This window comes from Bradyrhizobium sp. 199 (genome assembly GCF_023073355.1).
GTDB lineage: Bacteria > Pseudomonadota > Alphaproteobacteria > Rhizobiales > Xanthobacteraceae > Bradyrhizobium.
Map to the genome: position 1 here is coordinate 1,219,240 of NZ_JADPJI010000005.1, position 23,302 is coordinate 1,242,541.

At 64.9% G+C, this 23,302-nt stretch carries 19 protein-coding genes; 17 read left to right on the top strand and 2 right to left on the bottom strand.

Annotation, left to right across the window (positions count from 1 at the left end; translation table 11 throughout):
- Positions 1–26: 26 nt before the first annotated feature.
- From IVB28_RS14345 to map, 4 genes are all read left to right on the top strand, one after another.
- The gene (locus IVB28_RS14345) at positions 27–353 is read left to right on the top strand and encodes a hypothetical protein (RefSeq protein ID WP_247527023.1); all 327 of its coding nucleotides are present in this window, start codon (positions 27–29) and stop codon (positions 351–353) included.
- An 81-nt stretch (positions 354–434) separates the two neighbouring features.
- Complete coding sequence (gene mddA, locus IVB28_RS14350) at positions 435–1,208, top strand: methanethiol S-methyltransferase (protein ID WP_247527025.1); 774 nt, start codon at positions 435–437, stop codon at positions 1,206–1,208.
- 379 nt (positions 1,209–1,587) lie between these two features.
- Positions 1,588–4,737: a GAF domain-containing protein gene (locus IVB28_RS14355; protein ID WP_247527026.1), complete on the top strand. Its 3,150-nt coding sequence runs from the start codon at positions 1,588–1,590 to the stop codon at positions 4,735–4,737.
- An 82-nt stretch (positions 4,738–4,819) separates the two neighbouring features.
- Positions 4,820–5,569 (top strand): type I methionyl aminopeptidase, encoded by a 750-nt coding sequence (map, locus tag IVB28_RS14360; RefSeq protein ID WP_247527030.1) that lies wholly within the window; start codon positions 4,820–4,822, stop codon positions 5,567–5,569.
- 93 nt (positions 5,570–5,662) lie between these two features.
- On the opposite strand, the gene IVB28_RS14365 is transcribed toward map, so the two are convergent.
- Both IVB28_RS14365 and IVB28_RS14370 read right to left on the bottom strand, forming a co-directional pair.
- Entirely contained in the window at positions 5,663–5,929 is a 267-nt protein-coding gene (locus tag IVB28_RS14365) for a DUF3551 domain-containing protein (protein ID WP_247527032.1), read from the bottom strand.
- A 1-nt stretch (position 5,930) separates the two neighbouring features.
- Entirely contained in the window at positions 5,931–6,248 is a 318-nt protein-coding gene (locus IVB28_RS14370) for a DUF3551 domain-containing protein (RefSeq protein ID WP_247527035.1), read from the bottom strand.
- A gap of 250 nt (positions 6,249–6,498) precedes the next feature.
- On the opposite strand from IVB28_RS14370, the gene IVB28_RS14375 reads away from it, so the two are divergent.
- The 13 genes from IVB28_RS14375 (at position 6,499) to rseP (ending at position 23,270) form a co-directional block, all read left to right on the top strand.
- Positions 6,499–7,221 carry an outer membrane beta-barrel protein gene (locus IVB28_RS14375; protein ID WP_247527036.1) on the top strand — a complete coding sequence of 241 codons (723 nt, stop codon included), beginning with the start codon at positions 6,499–6,501 and terminating at the stop codon, positions 7,219–7,221.
- Between the two features lie 483 nt (positions 7,222–7,704).
- The gene (gene dnaE, locus IVB28_RS14380) at positions 7,705–11,208 is read left to right on the top strand and encodes a DNA polymerase III subunit alpha (protein ID WP_247527038.1); all 3,504 of its coding nucleotides are present in this window, start codon (positions 7,705–7,707) and stop codon (positions 11,206–11,208) included.
- Positions 11,209–11,321: 113 nt separating this feature from the next.
- Complete coding sequence (locus IVB28_RS14385) at positions 11,322–12,065, top strand: carbonic anhydrase (RefSeq protein ID WP_247528540.1); 744 nt, start codon at positions 11,322–11,324, stop codon at positions 12,063–12,065.
- 180 nt (positions 12,066–12,245) lie between these two features.
- Positions 12,246–12,734, top strand: coding sequence for a DUF2846 domain-containing protein (locus IVB28_RS14390; protein WP_256467003.1), 489 nt, complete (start codon positions 12,246–12,248; stop codon positions 12,732–12,734).
- Between the two features lie 231 nt (positions 12,735–12,965).
- Positions 12,966–15,464 carry a caspase family protein gene (locus IVB28_RS14395; RefSeq protein ID WP_247527045.1) on the top strand — a complete coding sequence of 833 codons (2,499 nt, stop codon included), beginning with the start codon at positions 12,966–12,968 and terminating at the stop codon, positions 15,462–15,464.
- A 311-nt stretch (positions 15,465–15,775) separates the two neighbouring features.
- Complete coding sequence (locus IVB28_RS14400) at positions 15,776–16,774, top strand: 30S ribosomal protein S2 (protein ID WP_247527047.1); 999 nt, start codon at positions 15,776–15,778, stop codon at positions 16,772–16,774.
- 131 nt (positions 16,775–16,905) lie between these two features.
- Positions 16,906–17,829, top strand: a complete 924-nt coding sequence (gene tsf, locus IVB28_RS14405) for a translation elongation factor Ts (RefSeq protein WP_247527050.1) — start codon at positions 16,906–16,908, stop codon at positions 17,827–17,829.
- A gap of 61 nt (positions 17,830–17,890) precedes the next feature.
- Positions 17,891–18,607 carry a UMP kinase gene (gene pyrH, locus IVB28_RS14410; protein WP_212250900.1) on the top strand — a complete coding sequence of 239 codons (717 nt, stop codon included), beginning with the start codon at positions 17,891–17,893 and terminating at the stop codon, positions 18,605–18,607.
- Between the two features lie 65 nt (positions 18,608–18,672).
- Positions 18,673–19,236, top strand: coding sequence for a ribosome recycling factor (frr, locus tag IVB28_RS14415; protein ID WP_247527052.1), 564 nt, complete (start codon positions 18,673–18,675; stop codon positions 19,234–19,236).
- 12 nt (positions 19,237–19,248) lie between these two features.
- Positions 19,249–20,007 (top strand): isoprenyl transferase, encoded by a 759-nt coding sequence (locus IVB28_RS14420; protein WP_247527055.1) that lies wholly within the window; start codon positions 19,249–19,251, stop codon positions 20,005–20,007.
- Positions 20,004–20,846 (top strand): phosphatidate cytidylyltransferase, encoded by an 843-nt coding sequence (locus tag IVB28_RS14425; protein ID WP_247527057.1) that lies wholly within the window; start codon positions 20,004–20,006, stop codon positions 20,844–20,846. The genes IVB28_RS14420 and IVB28_RS14425 overlap by 4 nt, the downstream gene beginning before the upstream one ends.
- Before the next feature lie 4 nt (positions 20,847–20,850).
- Positions 20,851–22,074 carry a 1-deoxy-D-xylulose-5-phosphate reductoisomerase gene (gene dxr, locus IVB28_RS14430; RefSeq protein WP_247527058.1) on the top strand — a complete coding sequence of 408 codons (1,224 nt, stop codon included), beginning with the start codon at positions 20,851–20,853 and terminating at the stop codon, positions 22,072–22,074.
- A gap of 44 nt (positions 22,075–22,118) precedes the next feature.
- The gene (gene rseP / locus IVB28_RS14435; protein WP_247527059.1) at positions 22,119–23,270 is read left to right on the top strand and encodes an RIP metalloprotease RseP; all 1,152 of its coding nucleotides are present in this window, start codon (positions 22,119–22,121) and stop codon (positions 23,268–23,270) included.
- Positions 23,271–23,302 lie beyond the last annotated feature (32 nt).

Genomic DNA, 23,302 nt, shown 5'->3' on the forward strand with positions numbered 1-23,302 from the left:
ACGTTCCCAACCCCGAGGAGGAATCCGTGAACTCGCTATTCAAGTCCAACACCGCCTGCAACAATGACATCTTCAGCAAGAGCATCTTCAAGACGACGGTCGCTCTCGCGATCGGCATGGCTAGCGTGGTGATGACCCTCGCCCCGGCCTCGGCCGCGACGACCGTCCGCGACCATCGCGACAAGCCGGCGGTTCGCGACCACCGAGAGGGGCAGCCCACGGTCCGTGATCACCGCAGCGCAGGCGGCGGAGGCGTGACGGTCCGCAACAGTCCGGCCAAGCGCAAGCCAGCCGATTGCCTCGGCAGCCTCTGCAACGTGAAGAAAGTCTGCATCGGGCTCACCTGCATCTGAGCCGACCTAGCGGCCGCGGCGACGGATCGGACGTCGTCGCGGTCATCATCCCCGCACAACCGCACATCAGGAGAACCGGACATGTCCATCACCCTGCAGAACGGGCCGGTCCAGGCCCAAAGCTCGCTCGCCGCTCGCAGCCTCGTGCTCGGTTACGGCCTGCTTGCCTATCTCGTCTTCTTCGGCACCTTCCTCTATGCCGTCGGCTTCGTCTCGCAGTTCCTCGTCCCGAAGACGATCGACAGCGGCGTGGCCGGTTCGCCCGTGCATTCGCTCGTCGTCAATGTTGCATTGATGTCACTGTTTGCGATCCAGCACAGCGGCATGGCACGCCAGGGCTTCAAGCGGCTGTTTGCCAGCGTCGCTTCGCCTGCGCTCGAACGCAGCACCTATGTGCTGCTGGCGAGCTCGAGCCTGATCCTGCTGTTCTGGCAGTGGCAGCCGATGCCGGCTGTCGTGTGGTCGATCGAGACGCCGTCACTCGCTTATGCCGCTGTCACAGGCCACTTCATCGGTTGGCTCATCGTGCTCTACAGCACGTTCCTGATCAGCCATTTCGAACTGTTCGGCCTGACGCAGGTTGTCGGGCATTTCCTCGGGCGGCTCGCTGCACCGATGAAGTTCAAGACGCCCGGATTGTATGGTTTGATCCGGCATCCCATCTACCTCGGCTTCATCGTCGCCTTCTGGTCGGCGCCGACCATGACGCTCGGCCACCTGCTGTTCGCAGCCGTGACGACGGCCTACATCTTTGTCGGGATCTGGCTCGAGGAACGTGATCTTCTGGAGTTGTTTGGCGATCAGTATCGCCACTACAGGCAGAAGGTGGCCATGTTGATCCCGGGCCTGTTCTGATCACGAGCGGCAAATCGCAACGCTGAGTGCGGCGGGAGCGGGCTGGTACCGTTCCCGCCGTCGCATCGAGACTGACAGGCTTTTGTCTGTCGTACTTGAACCGACACTAGCCGGCGGCGACATTGGAGCAGCCATGCGAGGCGGGCCGCATGTCAGCGTCCCGATCGCTACGTGCTAATCCAATCGAGCCGCTTCGAACGGCGCGGGGTCTTCCGCGGAAAAAGCAACCCGGTGCATGCCTGCCGCGGCGGAACCTTAACGCCTTCATAAAGTTATCGGGGTGCCAATTTCTCGCGGCATCGACGCTGGCGGTCGTCAGGTCGCAAGCTTGCCTTGGACCACTATTTAGTGAAACGAGAGAATTGTCGGGGGGAGTGAGATGACAACGGCGGCCGGGGAGACCTCGACCGATCGCAATGCCGTCTTGGCCGCACTTGGGGGCTACATCCGAGAGATCGCTGACCCTGACGATCTTGCCTATGCTGCTGCAGAGTTGCTCGGCCGCAGTCTGAAAGTGAGCCGGGCAGGCTATGGCACGGTCGATACATCGGCCGAGAGCATCACCATCGTTCGGGACTGGAACGCGCCGGGAATCTCCAGCCTGGCAGGGGTGCTGCGCTTTCGCGACTACGGCAGCTACATCGAAGATCTGAAGCGCGGCGAGACCGTCATCTGTGCCGATGCGGAAAAAGATCCCCGTGTCGGTGACCGGGCCGGGGCTCTCGAGGCCATCTCTGCGCGGGCGCTCGTCAACATGCCGATCTCCGAGCCCGACGGGGTCGTGGCGCTGCTGTATCTCAACAACGCCGCGCCCCGCCAATGGAGCCCCGAAGAGCTGGAGCTCATCCGCGACGTTGCCGAGCGCACGCGCACCGCGGTCGAGCGTCGCCGTGCTGAGACGGCGGTACGGGAGAATGAGGCCCGGCTGCTCTTCCTGGACGCACTGAACAAGGAGACGGCCAAGACCCGCGATGCCGATGGCGTGATGGCGGTTACGACCCGGATGCTCGGTGAGCATCTCGGCGTTTCCAATTGCGCCTATGCCGACATGGATTCCGATGAGGACGGCTTCACCATTCGCGGTGATTGGGCTGCGGCCGGCGCGATGCATATCGTTGGCCACTACAGCCTTGCCGACTTCGGCACGAAGGCGGTGCGAGAGCTTGGCGCCGGCAGGCCGCTCATCATCAACGACAATCTGACGGAGATCGCGCCTGAGGAGGCCGCCACATTCCAGAGCATCGGAATAGGCTCGACCATCTGCATGCCCCTGGTCAAGGAAGGGCGACTGACCGCCCTGATGGCGATTCATCATCGCGGCCCGCATCAGTGGACGCCGCGCGAGCTCGCCCTGCTCGCCGAGGTGACCGAGCGATCCTGGGCCCATATCGAACGCGTTCGCTCGGAACAAGCGGCCCGCGAAGCAGCCGAGCGGCTGGTGCTCGCGAACAAGGCGGCCGGCATCGGCACCTGGGACTACGATCCGGTCAACGACGTTCTGCGTTGGGACGTCCGCTGCAAGGAGGTGTTCGGTCTCTCGCCGGACGCAGAGGTCAGCTATGAAGGGTCGTTCCTGCGGGGTATTCATCCCGATGACAGGCGGCGCGCTGATGAAGCCGTATCGGCGGCGCTAAGTTCCAATGCTCCGACGGGTTACAACATCGAATTCCGAACCGTCGGGATCGAGGATGGTGTGGAGCGCTGGATTGCGGCGACCGGTGAAGCCATCTTTGCCGACGGCAAGGCCGTTCGATTCATCGGGACGGTACTGGATATCACCGCGCAAAAGAAAACCGAGCGTCACCTCAGAATACTGAACGACACAGGTGCGTCGGTCGCCCGTGAACGGGACCTTGAGAAAATCGTGCAGACCGTGACGGATGCCGGTGTCGAGCTGACGGGTGCTCAATTCGGAGCTTTCTTCTACAACGTTCTGACGGCGGACGGCGGCAGCTACATGCTGTATTCGCTGTCAGGTGCGCCGCGATCCGCATTTGAAAAATTCCCGATGCCGCGCAACACCGCCGTTTTTGGCCCGACCTTCCAGGGCTCTGGGGTTGTGAGGTCCGACGACATCCTGCAGGACCCCCGCTATGGCAAGAACGCGCCGCGGAAGGGCATGCCCGAGGGCCACCTCCCGGTCCGATCCTATCTGGCGGTCCCTGTGATCTCGCGGACGGCCGAGGTGCTCGGGGGGCTATTCTTCGGTCATGCCGAAACAGGTAAATTCCAGCCCGAACATGAGGCCGCGTTGCTCGGGATTGCCGGCCATGCTGCCACCGCGATCGACAATGCCCGGCTTCTGACACGGCTCGAGGCGCTCAATGCCCAGCTGGAGCAGCGTGTCGCAGATGAGATTGCCGAGCGCATGAAGGCCGAGGAGCAATTGCGGCAATCCCAGAAGATGGAAGCCGTGGGTCAGTTGACCGGAGGCATCGCCCACGACTTCAACAATATGCTGGCCGTGATTCTTGGCAGCTTGAATCTCGCCAAACGGCGGCTCGGCAAAGGAGAGGTCAACATCGACCGCTTGATCGAGGGCGCCATCGACGGCGCAAACCGCGCGGCCACCTTGACGCAAAGGCTGCTGGCGTTCTCGCGCCAACAGCCTCTTGCGCCGGAAGTCGTGGACCTCAACAAGATGGTCGGAGGGATGAGCGAGCTGCTGGAGCGATCGCTCGGCGAGCTTGTTCGCCTCGAAACGGTCCTTGCGGCCGGCCTCTGGCGCGTCAAGGCGGATCCGGCCCAGCTGGAAAGCGCTGTCATCAACCTCGCGGTCAACGCCCGCGATGCCATGCCGAAGGGCGGCCGGCTGACCATCGAGACCAGCAACGCCTCGATCGATCGGAAATTTGCCGGCGAATACGCATTGTCGCCCGGACAGTATGTTCTCATTGCCGTGACGGACAACGGCACCGGAATTCCAGCCGACGTGCTGGGAAAGGTGTTCGATCCGTTTTTCACGACCAAGGTCGTGGGTAAGGGTACCGGTCTCGGCCTCAGTCAGGTCTACGGCTTCGTGCGGCAGTCGGGCGGCCACGTCAAAATCTACTCGGAAGTCGACGTCGGCACCACGGTGAAGATCTATCTTCCACGCTTCGCCGGCGAGGAAACTGCCTCGGCTTCGTCGCAAGGCGTGACCCATCATGGTGCAAGCCTTCAGAGCGAAACCATTCTCGTCGTAGAGGACGATGAGCGGGTCCGCAGCATCTCATCCGAAAGCCTGCGCGAGCTTGGCTATACGGTGATTGAGGCTGCGAGCGCCAAGGAAGCGATCAGCACGATCGAAAATGGTTTCGTTCCGGATCTGCTGTTTACCGACGTCGTCATGCCCGACATGACAGGCGCTGAACTCGCGACCGAGCTGTCGAAGCGACACCCGGATCTGAAGGTGCTGTTCACCACCGGCTATACGCGCAACGCCATCGTTCACAATGGCACGCTCGATGCCGGCAAGCATCTGCTTTCCAAGCCCTTCGCGATCGAAGACCTGGCCGCCAAGGTTCGCAATCTGCTCGACGAGGGTTGAAGACGTTTCGGGCGAGGAGAACTCTCCCGTTTGCAAGTCGCGCTCGCAAGCGCTATGTCCCGGCTTTCGGAAGAGCCCTGACATGACGATCTCTGATGACGACGACCTCATCCGCCTGAAAGAGATCGGGCGCATCGTCGCCACTGCGCTGGAGGCGATGGGGAAGGCGCTCGAGCCGGGCATGACCACCTCCGAGCTCGACCTGATCGGGCGGAAGCTTCTGGAGGGCGCCGGGGCGCGTTCGGCTCCGGAGCTTGCCTACGAGTTTCCCGGGGCGACCTGCATCAGCGTGAACGAGGAGATCGCTCACGGCATCCCGGGCGCTCGGCGCATCGCGCGCGGGGATCTCGTGAACATCGACGTGTCAGCCGAGAAGAACGGCGTGTTTGCGGATACGGGAGCCTCGTTCGCCGTTCCACCCGTAACCCGCGCGGTCGAACGTCTTTGCAGGGACGGCCGGCGCGCGATGTGGACGGGCCTGCAGCAGGTTGGAGCCGGCAAGCCGATCGCCGGCATCGGTCAGGCGATCGGGACCTTTGCGCGGAAGAACGGTTACAGCCTGATCCGGAACCTTGCCAGTCACGGTGTCGGCCTGTCGCTCCACGAGGAGCCGACCGAGATCGCAACCTGGCCCGACCGCTCCGAGCGCCGCATCATGAACGAGGGCCTGGTGTTCACCATCGAGCCATTCCTGTCTCTTGGCGCCGAGTGGGCCGAGGATGGCGACGATCCGTGGACGCTCTACAGCAGCCCCGCAGCACCGACCGTCCAGTACGAGCACACCGTGATCGCCACGCGAAACGGACCTTTGATCGTGACGTTGGCTGGTTGAGGCGACGGAGGTAGAAGCCCATGCGGCTCACGCGGCGCCCGATGATAGGCGACCTCCTGCCAAGGGATTGCTTGTAGCACCCGATCGCTTCGATCATCCCGTGCCAACGGAAGGACGTCTCGAGCGGCGAGGTGACGGCAGTTTGCTCGATGGAAAATACGGGTTCACCATACAACTCGCCGAGCGTCCGGCGGCGAGATATCTGCACTGCTCGAGCGAGCTGTAGCGGCAGTCGAAATAGCCGACGGGGCCGTAGATCTGCATGCACACGGGATAATTCGGATCATAGGTCTGCGCGTGTGCAGACCCGCCCGCGAGGAGCAGTCCGATCACGAGGAGTGCGAGGCGAGGGCGGTGCATCTCAGCGCGGCAGGAAATAGCCCGGTGAATAGCCCGGTGTCTGTGCGCGCGGACGATTCTGGTAGGCGTAGGGGTCGTCGCTCTGTCCGAAATATGGATTCGCGATGCAGGTCAGCGCGCGCCCCGATGCGCTTGCCTGGCACTGCACGTAGGTGTCGAACCTGCAATTGCTCAGACCCGGCCATTCATCGCCGGTGAGGCAGAATGGATGGTGCGTTCCGAACGCGCGCGCCGGTGTGCTTGCGCTCGACGCGAATGCGAATGTGGCGAGTGCGAGCGAAAATGTGGCGACAATGGGGAGGGCGCGTCGTCTATGCATCTCAATTCTCCTTCACGCGAATGTGCGCGTGGCGTTGTTACGCGCGCATGCAATATATCCGGCCCGCCGACATCAGAACTACAAAAAACACTTGGTTTCGAAGGGTTTCCGGCGCGCGGTGATAGACCTTCGAATGAAGCGCTCGTCTTTGGAGCCAACTGTGGCGTCGAGGTTACAGCAATTCCGTCGATCACTGTTATGACCACTGCGCGGCCAGGGGGCCTAACGACGAAACTGGAACGGGACTCAAATGAAGAAGAATTTGTTGCTTGCTGCTGTGAGCCTTGTCGCGCTGAGCGCGACTGCGCCGGCGCTGGCTGCTGACCTCGCGGCACGGCCCTACACCAAGGCGCCTGCGATGGTTGCCGCGATTTATGACTGGAGCGGCTTCTACATCGGTATCAACGGTGGCGGCGGTTCGTCGCACTCGACCTGGGATTTCGTCGGCGGTGGCCGTGAGGGTTCGCACGATGCGACCGGCGGCACCGTCGGTGGCCAGGTCGGTTATCGCTGGCAGTCCGGTCAGTTCGTGTTCGGCCTGGAAGGTCAGGGCAACTGGGCTGACTTCTCGGGTGACAATGTCAGCGCGCTGTTTGCCACGCGCAACCGCTCGAAGATCGACTCGTTCGGTCTGATCACCGGTCAGGTCGGCTACGCCTGGAACAACGTCCTGCTCTACGTCAAGGGCGGTGCGGCCGTGGTCGGCGTCAAGTACGACGTGTTCAGCACGGTCTCGGGTGCGCTGCTGTCCTCGAACGAGCAGGCCCGTTGGGGCGGCACGATCGGTGCCGGCCTCGAGTACGGCTTTGCGCCGAACTGGTCGCTTGGCGTCGAGTACAACCACATCTTCCTGTCGGACAAGGACGTCACCTTTGCCGGCCTCGCGGGTACCGACCGCATCCGTCAGGACGCCGACATCGGCCTCGTCCGCCTGAACTACAAGTTCGGTGGCCCGAGCCTCGGCCGTTACTGATTATCAACCGCTCTTCGAGCGTTTGTCGAAAGCCCCGGCCTTGCGCCGGGGCTTTTTTGTTTTGAATTCAACGAGTTAACCATTCCCTTTCGGAGTGGTGGAGATGGCTTGACTCCTGAGAACGAAATGAGAACAATGTTCTCTTTACGTTCTAGCAAAGGAGCGAGGTCATGTTCAAGATTTTCGTGGAAGAAGCGGCGGCGCTGGCGTCGATCACGCTGTTCGTCGGGATGATTGCGATCTGGGCCCAAGTCATACCGCAGCTCTGATTCCGCAACTCCAGGGCGGCGGTTTTGTAAACCGGTGCTCCTCTTTCGGTGACGCCTTGGGGAAAAGCAGGACGACGCGGCCAATTGGCCGCTCCGGCGTGGACTCTGGAGCAGTGACGCCCCACCATTGTGAGGCGAGTCGGCGGGCGAGTGCAGGATGCCTTGAAGAGCCGGCGACCGCTTCATCTCATCTGCAAGAGGCCGTCACGCGACCATGCCGAGCGCCGGATTTGTTCACCTTCACGTTCACTCGGCCTATTCGCTGCTCAAGGGCTCGATCAAGATCGCCAAGCTCGCCGAGCTTGCCAAGAAGGATCACCAGCCGGCCCTGGCGCTGACCGACACGGACAATTTGTTCGGCGCGCTGGAGTTCTCCGACAAGATGGCGGGCTCCGGCATCCAGCCGATCGTCGGCTGTGAGCTGGCGATCGATTTCGGCGACCAGGACCCGAATGCGCGCAGCGCGATGGGGCCCTCGCGCGTGGTGCTGCTGGCAGCACAGGAGCGCGGCTATCGCAGCCTGATGCGTCTGAACTCGCGCGCGTTCCTCGAATCGCCGGACAGCCATGCTCCGTTCGTCAAGTTCGACTGGTTCGACGGCGAGACCGAAGGACTGATCGCGCTGACGGGCGGACCTGACGGGCCGATCTCGCTGGCGCTGGCCGGCGGTCATGCCGAGCTTGCAGCCCAGCGCTGCGAGCGTCTGGCCAGCCTGTTCGGCGATCGCCTCTACGTCGAATTGCAGCGCCACAACACCGACAAGGAGCGGCGCGTCGAGAGCAGCCTGATCGATATCGCCTACGCCAAGGGACTGCCGCTGGTTGCGACCAACGAGCCCTATTTCGCCGCGGCCGACGATTATGAGGCGCACGACGCGCTCCTGTGCATCGCCGGCGGGCGGCTGATCGCGGAGACCGAGCGCGAGCAGCTCACGCCCGATCATCGCTTCAAGACCCGGGCCGAGATGGCGGTGCTGTTCGCCGACATTCCGGAGGCGCTGGCCTCGACTGTGGAGATCGCCGAGCGCTGCTCGTTCCGGCCGATGACGCGCAAGCCGATCCTGCCGTTCTTCACCGTCGGCGCGGCGCAGAGCTCGGACGCCGCGGCGGTCGAGTCGGCGGAATTGAAGCGCCAGGCGGAGGCGGGGCTTGCCAACCGCCTCAGCATCCACGGCCTGTCGCAGGGCACCACGGAAGAGGACTACCACAAGCGCCTGGCGTTCGAGCTCGACGTCATCATGCGCATGAAATACGCGGGCTACTTCCTGATCGTGTCCGACTTCATCAAATGGGCGAAGGGCCAAGGGATTCCGGTCGGGCCGGGCCGCGGCTCCGGCGCAGGTTCGCTGGTCGCCTGGGCTCTGACCATCACCGACCTCGATCCGATCAAGTTCGGCCTCCTGTTCGAACGCTTCCTCAATCCCGAACGCGTCTCGATGCCGGACTTCGATATCGACTTCTGCCAGGACCGCCGCGGCGAGGTGATCCAATACGTGCAGCAGCGCTATGGCCGCGATCAGGTCGCGCAGATCATCACCTTCGGTACGCTGCAGGCGCGCGGGGTGCTGCGCGACGTCGGCCGCGTGCTGCAGATGCCCTATGGCCAGGTCGACAAGCTGACCAAGCTGGTGCCGCAGAATCCAGCGGCGCCCGTCACGCTCGCGGCGGCGATCGAGAGCGAGCCAAAGCTTCAGGCGTTCCGCGACGAAGACCCGGTCGTTGCGCGTGCCTTCGACATCGCCCAGCGCCTGGAAGGCCTGACGCGCCACGCCTCGACCCATGCGGCCGGCATCGTGATCGGCGATCGTCCCTTGAGCGAGCTCGTGCCGCTCTACCGCGATCCCAAATCCGACATGCCGGTGACCCAGTTCAACATGAAATGGGTCGAGCCGGCCGGCCTCGTCAAGTTCGACTTCCTCGGCCTGAAGACGCTCACCGTGCTCGACGTCGCCTGCAAACTGCTCAAGCCGCGCAACATCCATGTCGATCTTGCCACGCTGCCGATCGACGATGCCGAGAGCTATCAGATGCTGGCGCGCGGCGAGGTGGTCGGCGTGTTCCAGGTTGAAAGCCAGGGCATGCGGCGCGCGCTGGTCGACATGCGGCCCGACCGTTTCGAGGACATCATTGCGCTGGTCGCGCTGTATCGCCCGGGCCCGATGGCGAACATCCCGACCTATTGCGCGCGCAAGCACGGCGACGAGGAGCCGGAATATCTGCATCCCGTGCTGGAGCCGATCCTCAAGGAGACCTTCGGCGTCATCATCTACCAGGAACAGGTGATGCAGATCGCCCAGGTGATGTCGGGCTACTCGCTCGGTGACGCCGACCTGCTGCGCCGCGCCATGGGCAAGAAGATCCGCGCCGAGATGGAGAAGCAGCGCGAGATCTTCGTCGCCGGTGCGGTGAAGAACGGCGTGCCGAAGGGGCAGGCCGACACCATCTTCGAGCTGCTGGCGAAATTCGCCGATTACGGCTTCAACAAGAGCCATGCGGCGGCCTATGCGCTGGTGTCCTATCACACTGCCTACATGAAGGCGCATTACCCGGTGGAGTTCATCGCAGCGTCGATGACGCTGGATCTCAACAACACCGACAAGCTCTCCGAATTCCGCTCGGAGGCGCAACGCCTCGGCATCAAGGTCGAGCCGCCGAACATCAACCGCTCCGGCGCGACCTTCGAGGTCGGCGACAAGACGATCTACTACGCGCTCGCGGCGCTCAAGGGCGTCGGCCTCCAGGCAATCGAGCAGATCATCGAGGAGCGCACCAATCGGGGATTGTTTACCTCGCTCGCCGACTTTGCCGCACGGGTCAATCCGCGCGCGATTAACAAGCGCATCATCGAAAGTCTCGCCGCCGCCGGCGCCTTCGACACGCTGGAGCCGAACCGCGCCCGCGTCTTCGCCGGCGCGGACTCGGTCCTGGCCGCCTGCCAGCGCGCGCACCAGGCCGAGACCATCGGCCAGAACGACATGTTCGGGATGTCGGCGGATGCACCGAGCATCATGCTGCCGCAGATCGAGCCCTGGCTGCCGGCCGAAAAACTCCGCCGCGAATACGACGCGGTCGGCTTTTTCCTCTCAGGACATCCGCTCGACGATTACGCCACCGTGTTGAAGCGCCTGCGGGTGCAGAGCTGGGCCGAATTCTCGCGCGCGGTGAAGACCGGCGCCACCGCGGGCAAGGTCGCGGCCACCGTGGTCTCGCGCATGGAGCGGCGCACCAAGACCGGCAACAAGATGGGCATCATGGGGCTGTCTGATCCGACCGGCCACTTTGAGGCGGTGCTGTTCTCCGAAGGGCTCGCGCAATATCGCGACGTGCTGGAGCCGGGCGCCGCCGTGCTGCTGCAGCTCGGGGCCGAGCTCCAGGGCGAGGACGTCCGCGCCCGCGTGCTGCATGCCGAGCCGCTGGATGATGCCGCCGCCAAGACGCAGAAGGGGCTGCGGATTTTTGTGCGCGACACCAAGCCGCTGGACTCGATCGCCAAGCGTTTGGCGGGCCCCGACATGGCCGCATCGAATGGCGCCGCGCCAAAGATCGGCAGTCTAGGCGTTGCGTCACGCTCGAATGGCGACGGCGAGGTCTCGCTCGTGATGATGCTCGACCTCGAGACCGAGGTCGAGATGAAGCTGCCCGGCCGCTTCAAGGTCTCGCCGCAGATCGCCGGCGCGATCAAGGCAGTCGCGGGCGTGGTGGACGTGCAGCAGCTCTAAGCTTGCCTGCGTCGCCGCGAACCAAAGCTTAACTATCAAGCTCACGCATGGTTTCGAAGTCTGCCGGGTACAGCTATGAGTTGTTTCCCGGCGCGAACCAAGGAAGAACAATCATGTGTGACAAATGCTCTGAAAATCCGCATCGATCGCGTGCTCCTTCCCGGCGCTCGATGATGCTTTTCGCCGCCTCCGCGCTCGGGATGGCCGCGTTCGGCGGGCACGCGTCGGCCAAGGAGGCGAAGGCGCCGCCGAAACCCCAGAATGTGCTGTCGCCCGATGCGGCGCTCAAGCGGCTGATGGAGGGCAATTCGCGCTACGTGTCGGGTGTGTCGCGCCGGCACGACTTCACGCATGAGCGCGAGGCATTGGTCGGCGGTCAGAATCCGTACGCGGCCGTGTTGAGCTGTGCCGATTCGCGTATCGCGCCAGAATATGCCTTCGACAGCGGACGCGGAGACCTGTTCGTGTGTCGCGTCGCCGGAAATTTCGCCGGGGATGAGACGGTTGCAAGCATGGAGTACACTGTCGCCGTGCTCGGCACGCCGCTGATCCTGGTGCTCGGCCACGACAATTGCGGCGCCGTCGACGCGACGATCAAGTCGCTGAAGGACGACAAGCCGCTGCCCGGGCACATCCCGACGCTGGTCTCCGCGATCGCGCCGGCGGTGAAGACGGCGGCCCGCCAGAGCGGAAATGCGCTCGACAACGCCATTCGTCAGAATGTCCTCGACAACGTTACCAAGCTGAAATCGGCCGCTCCGATCCTCAACGCAGCGGTCGAACAGGGCAAGCTCAAGGTGGTCGGCGGCATCTATCGGTTGAGCACCGGGACCGTCGAGTTGCTTGCCGAGAGCTAGCTAAGCTTCCGGAGCATCGGGCGTCGTATGCAGCAGCTCTGGCGCCCGGTCTGCCCCATCCACGCAGTGGTCGTCGGATGTTGTTGCAACCTGCCGCTGACTCCCGGTAGCATGCATCCGGGGAATAGCGCGGGGTGTGCGATGCTGCGAGGGGGCGCGTTGTTGGTGGCCGTTGGTGCGATGCTGGTGGGCTGTGTCAGCGACCAGGTCGGAACCGACTTTGCCTCTGTATCAAAGAAGGTCGGACCTCCGCGCCCCGGGCAGTCGCGCGTCGTCCTGCTCCAGGACAAGAGGAATGGTCTCAGCATGGCTATCTGCGCCTGCGAGGTGAAGCTCGACGGTGCGCCGCTCGGCAAAGTCGTTGCCGGGAAATATGCCTATGCCGATCGTCCCGCAGGTCGCCACGAACTGCTTGTGACGGAGCTGATGTTTCCGGGCGATACCAAGCGAGAGATCACGATGGAAGCCGGCCGGACGCACTTCTACCTCATCAAGAGCAGCCCCAGGCACGATGCCGCGACGGGCGGGGCGGTGCTTGGCGGCTTGATTGGGCTTGCAGCTGTTTCGGTCGCGACGGCAGGCGAGGCCAATCCCGGGCCGGCCGAACTCGTTGCGCTGGACGAGGCGACCGCACGAACGAAGCTCGCCGAATTGCAAGCTGTCGAGTAGGCCGGGCTGCACAACGGATGCTCGATCCGACCGCGCAGGGCCGGGACTCGAAGCAGCCGTGCTCCGTTTCGAAGCTGACTTGGGGCTGACTTGGGGCTGACCTCGAGCTGACGCGCGCAGCGGCGTGGCCACGGCACTGCCTCAATCCGAGCTTTTCGTTCAACCGTCGTTCAGCCGGCTGCGCGCCTCATGCGCGGTGGCACCTCAACTAGAATAATGGGCAAGCAAGCCATGCGTGGGACTCTCAGGGTTTTCATCTGCCTTCTCCTGCCGATCGTGGCCCTTGCCGCCGCCGCGCCGGGATCCGTCCACGCCCAGCAGCAAGAGAAGCGCATCGCGCTCGTGGTCGGCAACGGCGCTTACGCCAAGTCGCCGCTGGCGACGACGGCGAACGATGCCGGCCTGATCGCCCAGACCCTGCAGGCGGCGGGCTTCGACGTCGTCGGCGCGCGCGACCTGGACGGCGATACGCTGCGCAAGAGCTTTCGCGACTTCATCCAGAAGGCCCAGGCCTCCGGCCAGGGCACCGTCGCGATGATCTATCTCGCCGGCTATGGCGTGCAGCTGGCCGGCGAGAACTACTTCATCCCGGTCGATTCCAACATCACGCGCGACACTGACGTTCCGACCGAGGCCTTGCGCATCAGCGACTACGCACGCCAGCTTGCGGCCGTTCCGCTCAAGGCCAACATCGTCGTGCTCGACGCTGCCCGCGCGCAGCCCTTCATCGAGGGGCAGCCGATCGCGAGCGGTCTGGCGCTGGTCGAACCTGATCCGAACATGCTGATAGCCTTCAACGCCGCGCCCGGGACGGTGGCGCCGGAGGAGCCGGGGCCGTATGGCATCTACGCCCAGTCGCTGGCCGAGATGATCCGCACCGGCGGCCTGCCGCTGCGTGAAGTGTTCGATCGCCTCCGCCTGCGCGTCAACGAAGCTTCCAAGGGTGCGCAAGTGCCCTGGAACGAGCAGAAGATCACCGCCCCGTTTTGGTTCTTCGAGCGTGGGCCCGACGCGCCGCCGCCGCAGACCGCGCCGGACCAGCTCGCCGCGATCCGAAGCAGGCCGATCCGCGATCTCGGCGTGCAGGATGCCTATGCCGCCGCGCTCGAGCGCGACACGCTGCCGGCCTATGAGGAATTCCTCGCGGCCTATCCCGGTGATCCCTTGTCGAAGCGCGTGATGGCGATCGCCGCGGCGCGCCGCGAGGCGATCACCTGGCGGCGTACCTACCGGAACGACACGCCGGAAGCCTATTGGTCGTATCTGCGCCGCTATCCGCGCGGGCCGCACGCAGCCGATGCACGCCGGCGCCTTGCGATTCTCACCGCGCCGGCCGAGCCGCCGCCGACCTTTGCGATGATCGATTACGACGTGCCACCACCGCCGCCCGAGGAGGTGGTCTATTTCGATCGTCGGGTGCTGTATTTCAGCGACCCCGATTTCGGCTTCGCGCCGCCACCGCCGCCGCCGGTCTATTATCTGCCGCCGCCGCCGCCGGATTTCGTCGTGCTGCCGCCGCCGCTGCCCGTCGTCGGCCTGTTCGTGCTGCCGCAGCCGGTGTTCGTGCCGATCCCGGTGTTCGTCAGGTCGCCGGTATATGTCGCGCCGCCGCCGAACAACATCATCTACCAGAACATCCACAACACCACCGTCATCAACACCGTGATCAACCGCCCGCCGGCGCCGCCGACGGGCGCGGGGCCCGCGCTGGGCAATCTGGCGCCAGCCGTCGCCGGACGCGCCAACCCGGCAGGTCCGGCGGTGCCGCAGGCCGTCGTCCAGCGCGCTGCCCTGATTCAGCAAGGCAAGGCGCCGATGCCCCCGAGCGCGACGATCCAGCCGACGGTGAGGCCCGGAACGCCTCCGGCGACGCCGGCGGCTGTCGCGCCGACCACAGCGCCACCGATCGCGCCCCAAACCAGGATGCCGCAGGGCAACACGCTGCCGGTGCCCGGTGCCCATGGTGGCCCGCCGACGCCGCCAGCGGGGGCGGGGCCATTGCCGGGGGGCAGGCCAACTCCGACGGCGACCGCGCCCGGCGTGATACCGCCGGCTCATCCGGGGGCGCCGACGACTGCCGCTCCCGGCACAACGCCGCCGGCTCACCCCGGCGCGCCAACGGCCGCCGCTCCGGCGAGCGCTGCGCCTGCGACAAGCTCCGCCGCTGGGGCAGGGCAACCGCCGAAGCCGCCGGTGGCCCAGACCCCGCCCGTGGCCGGGCCTGCGGATCATGCCAAGTCTGCAACCCGAACGCCGGCAGGCCTGCCGCCGCCTGCGGCCGGCGGGCACGGCACGCTTCCGGCCACCGCTGCAAGACCGGTCCCGCCGCCGCCCTCGGCCGCGCACGAGCCGATCAGACCGCACAATCACCCGTCGGCTGCGCCGGCATCGGCGGCCCGGCCCTCCGCACCCCCGCCGCGGCCCCAAGCCGTGGCGCGACCGACGCCACCACCGCCGGCCGCCATTGCGCGCCCGGCACCACCGCCGCCACCGCGTGTCGCATCGCCTCCACCGGCACGGGTGGCCCCACCGGTGGCGGTTGCGCGGCCGGCGCCGCCGCCCATGGCGCGGCCCGCGCCGCCACCGCCGATAGCCCGGCCGGCACCTCCGCCCCCGCCGCGGATGGCGGTCGCGCCACCACCACCGCCGCGCGCGGCTGCGCCTCCGCCGCGTCCCGCAGCGCCGCCACCAGCGGCAAAGAAGTGTCCGCCAAACCAGCCGAGATGCTAAAGCGCGATGCGATTAGGATGAATCGCAATCGCGCTTTAGGTTGTTGTTTAAGCATGATCTTTTCGGAAAACCGCTGCGCACTTTTCCGGATCATGCTTTAGGGGACGGCCCGGCTTCCATCGAACGGGGCCTGTCGGGGGCGAAAGCCGCCCGCGAGAGGCCTTATTTCCTTGCTTCTGGCCGAAATGGCGCTATACAGCGCGCCATCTCACACGGAAACATGGCTCACAAGGCCGTCCGGTGGCAGCCGGGGCGACAACGCTCCGTCTTGCTCACACGTTTCCGGAGGAACCAACCGGAGAATTAGAACGATGGCGCTACCCGATTTCACTATGCGTCAGCTGCTTGAAGCTGGCGTGCACTTTGGTCACCAGTCTCACCGCTGGAATCCGAAAATGGCTCCGTTCATTTTCGGCGCTCGCAACAACATTCACATCGTCGACCTCGCGCAGACCGTGCCGATGCTGCACACCGCCTTGCAGGCGGTGAGCGACACCGTCGCCAAGGGCGGCCGTATCCTGTTCGTCGGCACCAAGCGCCAGGCGCAGGACGGCGTCGCGGACGCTGCCAAGCGCTGCGCGCAGTATTTCGTCAATTCGCGCTGGCTCGGCGGCACGCTGACCAACTGGAAGACGATCTCGGCTTCGATCAAGCGCCTGCGTCACCTCGACGACGTGCTGGCCGGCGGCGATGCCACCTCCTACACCAAGAAGGAGCGCCTGACGCTTCAGCGCGAGCGCGACAAACTCGACCGCTCGCTCGGCGGCATCAAGGACATGGGCGGTCTGCCCGACCTGATCTTCGTGATCGACACCAACAAGGAAGACATCGCGATCCAGGAAGCCCAGCGGCTCAACATCCCGGTCGCTGCGATCGTCGACACCAATTCGGACCCGAAGGGCATCACCTATGTGGTGCCGGGCAACGACGACGCCGGCCGTGCCATCGCGCTCTATTGTGACCTGATCGCGCGCGCTGCGATCGACGGCATCTCCCGTGCCCAGGGCGATTCGGGCATCGACGTCGGCGCGTCGGCCCGTCCGCTCGTCGAAGAGCTGCCGGCGGCGGCATCCTCGACCGGCTTCCAGGGCCTTGCAGGTCCGCGCGGCACCGCTGACGACCTCAAGAAGCTCCCGGGCGTGTCGGGTGCGATCGAGAAGAAGTTCAACGACCTCGGCATCTTCCACTTCTGGCAGCTCGCCGAGCTCGACCACGACACCGCGCACAAGATCGGCGAAGAACTCGGTCTGCCGAGCCGTGCGGATGCCTGGGTGGCCAAGGCCAAGGCCCTGACCGCGGAAGCGGAATAGTCAAAAAGATCGATGGATTGGCCGGATAGGATCCGGCCACCATTTCAGTTGACGCGAATCCCTGAGATGGACCGCGGCGGGGCGATCGGGCCGCGCCGCGGCGAACCGGCAGGCACAAAGGATTTTCAACGATGGCAACGATCACAGCTGCGATGGTCAAGGATCTGCGCGAGTCGACCGGCGCGGGCATGATGGACTGCAAGGCCGCGCTAACCGAGAACGACGGCAACATGGAAGCGGCGCAGGATTGGCTGCGCAAGAAGGGTCTGTCCAAGGCCGCCAAGAAGTCGGGCCGCGTTGCGGCCGAGGGTCTGATCGGCGCGCTCACGAAGGGCACCAAGGGCGTCGTGGTCGAGGTCAATTCCGAGACCGACTTCGTGGCGCGCAACGGCCAGTTCCAGGGATTGGTCAAGATGGTCGCCCAGGTCGCATTCGACGCGGGCTCCGACGTCGAGAAGATCAAGGCCGCCAAGGTCGGTGAAGTCACGGTCGAGGCTGCGATAAATGACGGGATCGCCACCATCGGCGAGAACATGACGCTGCGCCGCGCGGCTTCGCTCGAAGTTGGACAGGGCGTGGTGTCGAGCTACGTCCATGGCGCGGTCGTCGATGGCGCTGGCAAGATGGGCGTGATCGTTGCGTTGGAATCGCCCGGCAAGGCTGACGAGCTCGCGACGCTCGGCCGCCAGATCGCGATGCATATCGCGGCCAGCAATCCGCTGGCGCTCGACCCGTCCGGCCTCGATCCGGCGGTCGTCAAGCGCGAGAAGGACGTGCTCGCCGACAAATATCGCCAGCAGGGCAAGCCCGAGAACGTGATCGAGAAGATCGTCGAGTCCGGCCTCAAGACCTACTACAAGGAAGTGTGCCTGCTCGAGCAGGCCTTCATCCACGACACCGGCAAGTCGGTGGCGCAGGCAGTGAAGGAGGCCGAGGGCAAGGTCGGCGGCGCTGTGAAGATCGCGGGCTTTGTGCGCTATGCTCTCGGTGAGGGAATCGAGAAGCAGGAAAGCGACTTCGCAGCCGAGGTCGCCGCGGCCAGCGGCAAGAAGTAAGCGCCGGAACGTTCCTTCCGGCGTGCCGCCGGAAGCGGCGCCCGGACAAGGAAAAGTGCTCATGACTGATCCGGTCTATCGTCGCGTCGTGATCAAGCTGTCCGGCGAATATCTCGCGGGACAGCAAGGCTTTGGCATCGATCAGCCGACGGTCGACCGGGTTGCGGACGATCTGATCGCGGCTCGCAAGCTCGGCACCGAAGTTGCGGTCGTGATCGGCGGCGGCAATATCGTGCGCGGCGTCGAGGTCTCGGCCCGCGGCGTGTCGCGCCCGACCGGCGACACCATGGGCATGCTCGCCACCATGATGAACTGCCTCGCGCTGGAATCGGCGATCGAGCGCAAAGGCACGCCGGCGCGCACGCTGTCGGCCTTCGTCATGCCCGAGATTTCCGAGCTGTTCACCCGAACTGCGGCGCACAAATATCTCGCCGAGGGCCGAATCGTGCTGCTTGGCGGCGGCACCGGCAATCCCTTCTTCACCACCGATACGACCGCGGTGCTGCGCGCCGCCGAGATCGGCGCTCAGGCGGTGCTGAAGGCGACCAATGTCGACGGCGTCTACTCGGCCGATCCGAAGAAGGATCCGGCCGCCACGCGGTTCGACCGGCTGACCCATTCGCAGGCCATCGAGGGCGGCTACAAGGTGATGGATGCGACCGCCTTCGCGCTTGCCCGCGAGACGTCGCTGCCTATCATCGTATTCTCGATCGCGGAGCCGGGGTCGATCGGCGCGATTCTGCGTGGCGTCGGCCACGGAACCATCGTCGCCGGCTGACGGCTCATCTGGCGCGCCCAAGGGAGGGTGCCGAGCGGTCGCCGGGATTTTGAAGGAGAAACGTGATGCCCACGGACAATTTCGACCTCAACGAAGTGAAGCGCCGCATGCAGGGCGCAGTCCAGTCCCTCAAGCACGAGCTCGGCGGCCTGCGGACAGGGCGCGCCTCCGCCTCGATGCTCGATCCGGTGCAGGTCGACGCTTACGGCACTCACATGCCGTTGAACCAGCTCGCCACCGTCAGCGTGCCGGAGCCGCGCCTGATCTCTGTGCAGGTCTGGGACAAGTCGATGGTCAAGGCGGTGGAGAAGGCGATCGTCGATTCCAATCTCGGCCTGTCGCCCGCGACCGAGGGCCAGGTTCTGCGTCTGCGCATCCCCGAGCTCAACGAGGAGCGGCGCAAGGAGCTGGTGAAGGTCGCGCACAAATACGCCGAAGCCGCCAAGGTCGCCGCGCGCCACGTCCGTCGCGACGGTCTGGATGTTCTGAAGAAGCTCGAGAAGAACCACGAGATGTCGGAGGACGACCAGAAGCGCCACGCTGACGAGGTGCAGAAGGCGACCGACAGCACGATCGCCGAAATCGACCAGCTGCTGGCCGCCAAGGAAAAAGAAGTCCTCACCGTTTAAGGCATCGCCTTCATGTCCAACGCCGCCGCGCCCGCAACGGAAGGCCCCGATCGGTCCGAGGCGCCCGCGCATGTCGCCATCATCATGGACGGCAACGGGCGTTGGGCGGCCGCGCGCGGTCTGCCGCGTGCGGAGGGGCATCGCCGCGGCGTCGAGGCGCTGCGCCGCGTCGTGCGTGCCTCGCACGAGCTCGGCATCCGCTACCTCACCATCTTCTCCTTCTCTTCGGAGAACTGGTCGCGCCCGGCGAGCGAGATCGGCGATCTCTTCGGTCTGCTCCGCCGCTTCATCCGCAACGACCTGGCCAGCCTGCATCGTGACGGCGTCCAGGTCCGCATCATCGGCGAGCGCGAAGGGCTGGAGAGCGACATCTGCGTGCTTTTGAACGAGGCCGAAGAGCTGACACGGGACAACACGCGCCTCACGCTCGTCGTCGCCTTCAACTACGGCTCCCGGCAGGAGATCGCAAAGGCTGCGCAGAGGCTGGCCCGTGAGGTCGCGGAGGGGAGGCGCGATCCTGATTCGATCGACGCCGAGACGCTCGGCGCGCATCTTGATGCGCCCGATATTCCGGATCCCGATCTCATCATCCGCACCAGCGGCGAGCAGCGCCTGTCCAATTTCCTGATGTGGCAGGCGGCCTATAGCGAGCTCGTGTTCGTGCCGATCCACTGGCCCGATTTCGACAAGGCGGCGCTGGAAGGAGCGATCGCCGAATTCGCCAGGCGCGAGCGCCGTTTCGGCGGTCTGGTCGCGAAAACCGCCTCGTGAGCGAACAAGATTCCGCACCGGCAGGCGCCAAGCCTGCCCCGAGCAATCTCGTGATGCGAGTCCTCGCAGCGCTCGTGCTGGCGCCGCTCGCCATCGCGGTCGCTTATGCCGGCGGATGGTTGTGGGCGCTGCTCGTCACCCTGATATCGATCGGGCTGTTCGCGGAATGGCTGACGGTGGTGGGCGCGGGATCGGCCGCGCTGACCGGGGCAGGGACGGTCGTCATTGCGATGATGGGGGCCGCTGTCGCTTTTGGCGGGCTCAAGACCTCCGTCATCGTCGGCCTCGTCGGCGGCGCGGTCGTGACACTGATCGCGCGGGGCAAGTTCGTTTGGGCCGCGACCGGATTCGCTTATGCAGCGGCGGCGCTGCTCGCCTCGATCCTGCTGCGGAAGGATCTCGCCAACGGTTTCTCCGCGCTGATGTTCGTGCTGCTGGTGGTGTGGGCGACCGATATCGGCGGCTATTTCGCTGGCCGCAGCATCGGCGGACCGAAGCTGTGGCCGCGCGTGAGCCCCAAGAAGACCTGGGCCGGCGCTCTCGGAGGCTTTGTTGCAAGCCTCATGGTTGCGGTCGGCTTTGCGGCTTGCGGGCTCGGAAAGATGGCGCCATTGCTCCTCGTCAGCGCCATCCTCTCGGTGGTGTCGGCGCTGGGCGATCTGTTCGAATCCGCGGTGAAGCGGCGCTTCGGGGTCAAGGATTCCAGTCACTTAATTCCGGGCCATGGCGGGCTTCTGGACCGCCTGGACGGCTTTGTCGCCGCCATCCTGGCGGCATGGATTATAGGCTTCCTCCGCCATGGTGTGCATAGCGCCGGAAGCGGTCTTATGGTTTGGTGAGGATATGAGCGCGGTCCCATTGCGTAATAACAAGGCTGCGGCGTCGTCCGTCCGCAGCGTCACGGTTCTCGGCGCCACCGGGTCGATCGGCGACAGCACGATGGATCTGTTGCGCGCCTCGCCGGAGCGCTACCGCGTCGAGGCCTTGACGGCGAACAGCAATGTCGAAGCGCTGGCGAAGCTTGCGAGGGAGTTTTCCGCGCGTTACGTCGCAATCGCCGATACCTCCAAGCTCGCCGAGCTCAAGTCCGCACTTGCGGGCACGGGCACCGAATGCGGCGCCGGTGAAAGCGCCGTGATCGAGGCGGGGGCGCGTCCGGCCGATTGGGTGATGGCGGCCGTGAGCGGCGCCGCCGGATTGAAGCCGGCACTGGCGGCAGTCGATCGCGGCGCGCATGTGGCGCTGGCCAACAAGGAATGTCTGGTTTGCGCCGGTGATTTCTTCATGCAGCGCGCGGCCAAGGCGGGCGCTTGCATCCTGCCGGCGGATTCCGAGCACAACGCGCTGTTTCAGGCGCTCGCTTCAGGCAATCGCGACGAGCTCGTCCGCGTCATCATCACAGCCTCGGGCGGCCCGTTCCGCACCTGGAAGCCCGCGGATATCGAGCAGGCGACCCTCGCGCAGGCCCTGAAGCATCCGAACTGGAGCATGGGCCAGAAGATCACGATCGACTCCGCCTCGATGATGAACAAGGGGCTCGAGGTGATCGAGGCGTCCTATCTGTTCGCGCTCACGCCCGACGAGATCGATGTTCTCGTTCATCCGCAGTCGATCATCCACGGCATGGTCGAGTTTTCCGATTGCTCGGTGGTGGCTCAGCTCGGCGCGCCCGACATGCGCACCCCGATCGCGCACTGCCTCGGTTGGCCCGATCGCATCAAGGGGCCGGCAGCGAAGCTGGACCTCGCCAAGATCGGCCAGCTGACCTTCGAGGCGCCCGACTTCGAGCGCTTCCCCGGGCTGCGCCTGGCTTTCGACTCGCTCCGGACCGGGAAGGGGGCGACCACCGTCTACAACGCCGCCAACGAGGTTGCGGTCGCCGCGTTCATCGCCGGCAAGATCCGGTTCGGCGCGATCGCCCGGCTGGTGGAGGCGACACTGGACGACTGGATCCGCAGCGGGAACCAGGCGCCACTGACGTCCGCCGACGATGCAATCTCTGTTGACCATGTTGCGCGAAATAGGGCTGCCGCCCTATTGCCTCAAATTGCCTTAAAGGCATCCTAGATGGTTCGCGGCCAGGGCCTTGCGGCGCTGGATGAGGGAATTCGATGATCGACTTTTTCGTCCATAGTTTCAATACATTGAGCCATGGGCTCCTCGGCTACGCTGTTCCCTTCCTGTTCGTCCTGACGATTGTCGTGTTCTTCCATGAGCTCGGCCACTTTCTGGTCGCGCGCTGGGCGGGCGTTCGCGTGTTAACCTTTTCGCTCGGTTTCGGACCTGAGCTGGTCGGTTTCAATGACCGCCACGGCACCCGCTGGAAGATCTCGGCAATCCCGCTCGGCGGCTACGTCAAGTTCTTCGGCGACGAGAGCGAGGCCTCGACCCCGTCGGCCCAGACGCTGGCGGCCATGTCGGCCGAGGAGCGCGCCGGCAGCTTCCACCACAAGAAGGTCGGTCCGCGCGCCGCGATCGTGGCGGCCGGCCCGATCGCCAATTTCATCCTGGGTGCGCTGATCTTCGCGGGCATGGCGCTGTATTACGGCAAGCCGAGCACGATCGCGCGCGTCGACGGCATCGTCGCCGAGGGCGCGGCGGCTGCGGCCGGCTTCAAGATCGGGGACGTCGTCGTCCAGATCGACGGCAAACCGATCGAGAGCTTTGCCGACATGCAGCGAATCGTCGCGATGAATGCGGGTTCGGCGCTCGCCTTCCAAGTGAAGCGGGACGGTACCATCGTCTCGCTGACCGCAACACCGGCTCTGCTCGAGCGCAAGGATCCGTTCGGTAACAGTCACCGTCTCGGTGTGCTCGGCATCGAGCACAAATCGCAGGCCGGCGAGGCCTCGACCGCGCCGGTGGGCGTCGGCGAGGCGCTCAAGATCGGGGTCGAGCAGGTCTGGTTCATCATCACCAGCACCTTCAAGTTCCTGGGGTCGCTGTTCGTCGGAAACGGCAATCCCAATGAGGTCAGCGGCGTCCTTGGAATCGCGAAAATGTCGGGGCAGGCGGCCAGCGCCGGGTTCCAGTTCGTGATCAACCTGTGCGCGGTGCTGTCGGTATCGATCGGCCTGCTGAACCTATTCCCGATCCCGCTGCTCGATGGCGGTCACCTTATGTTCTACGCGGCCGAAGTGGTCCGCGGCCGGCCCCTGTCCGAGCGAACTCAGGAGATGGGGTTCCGAATCGGGCTCGGCCTGGTCCTGATGCTGATGGTGTTTGCGACCTACAACGATATCCTGCGGATGGCGGCGTCCTGATGGCGGCTTTTTTGTGACGTTGCTGTTGAGCA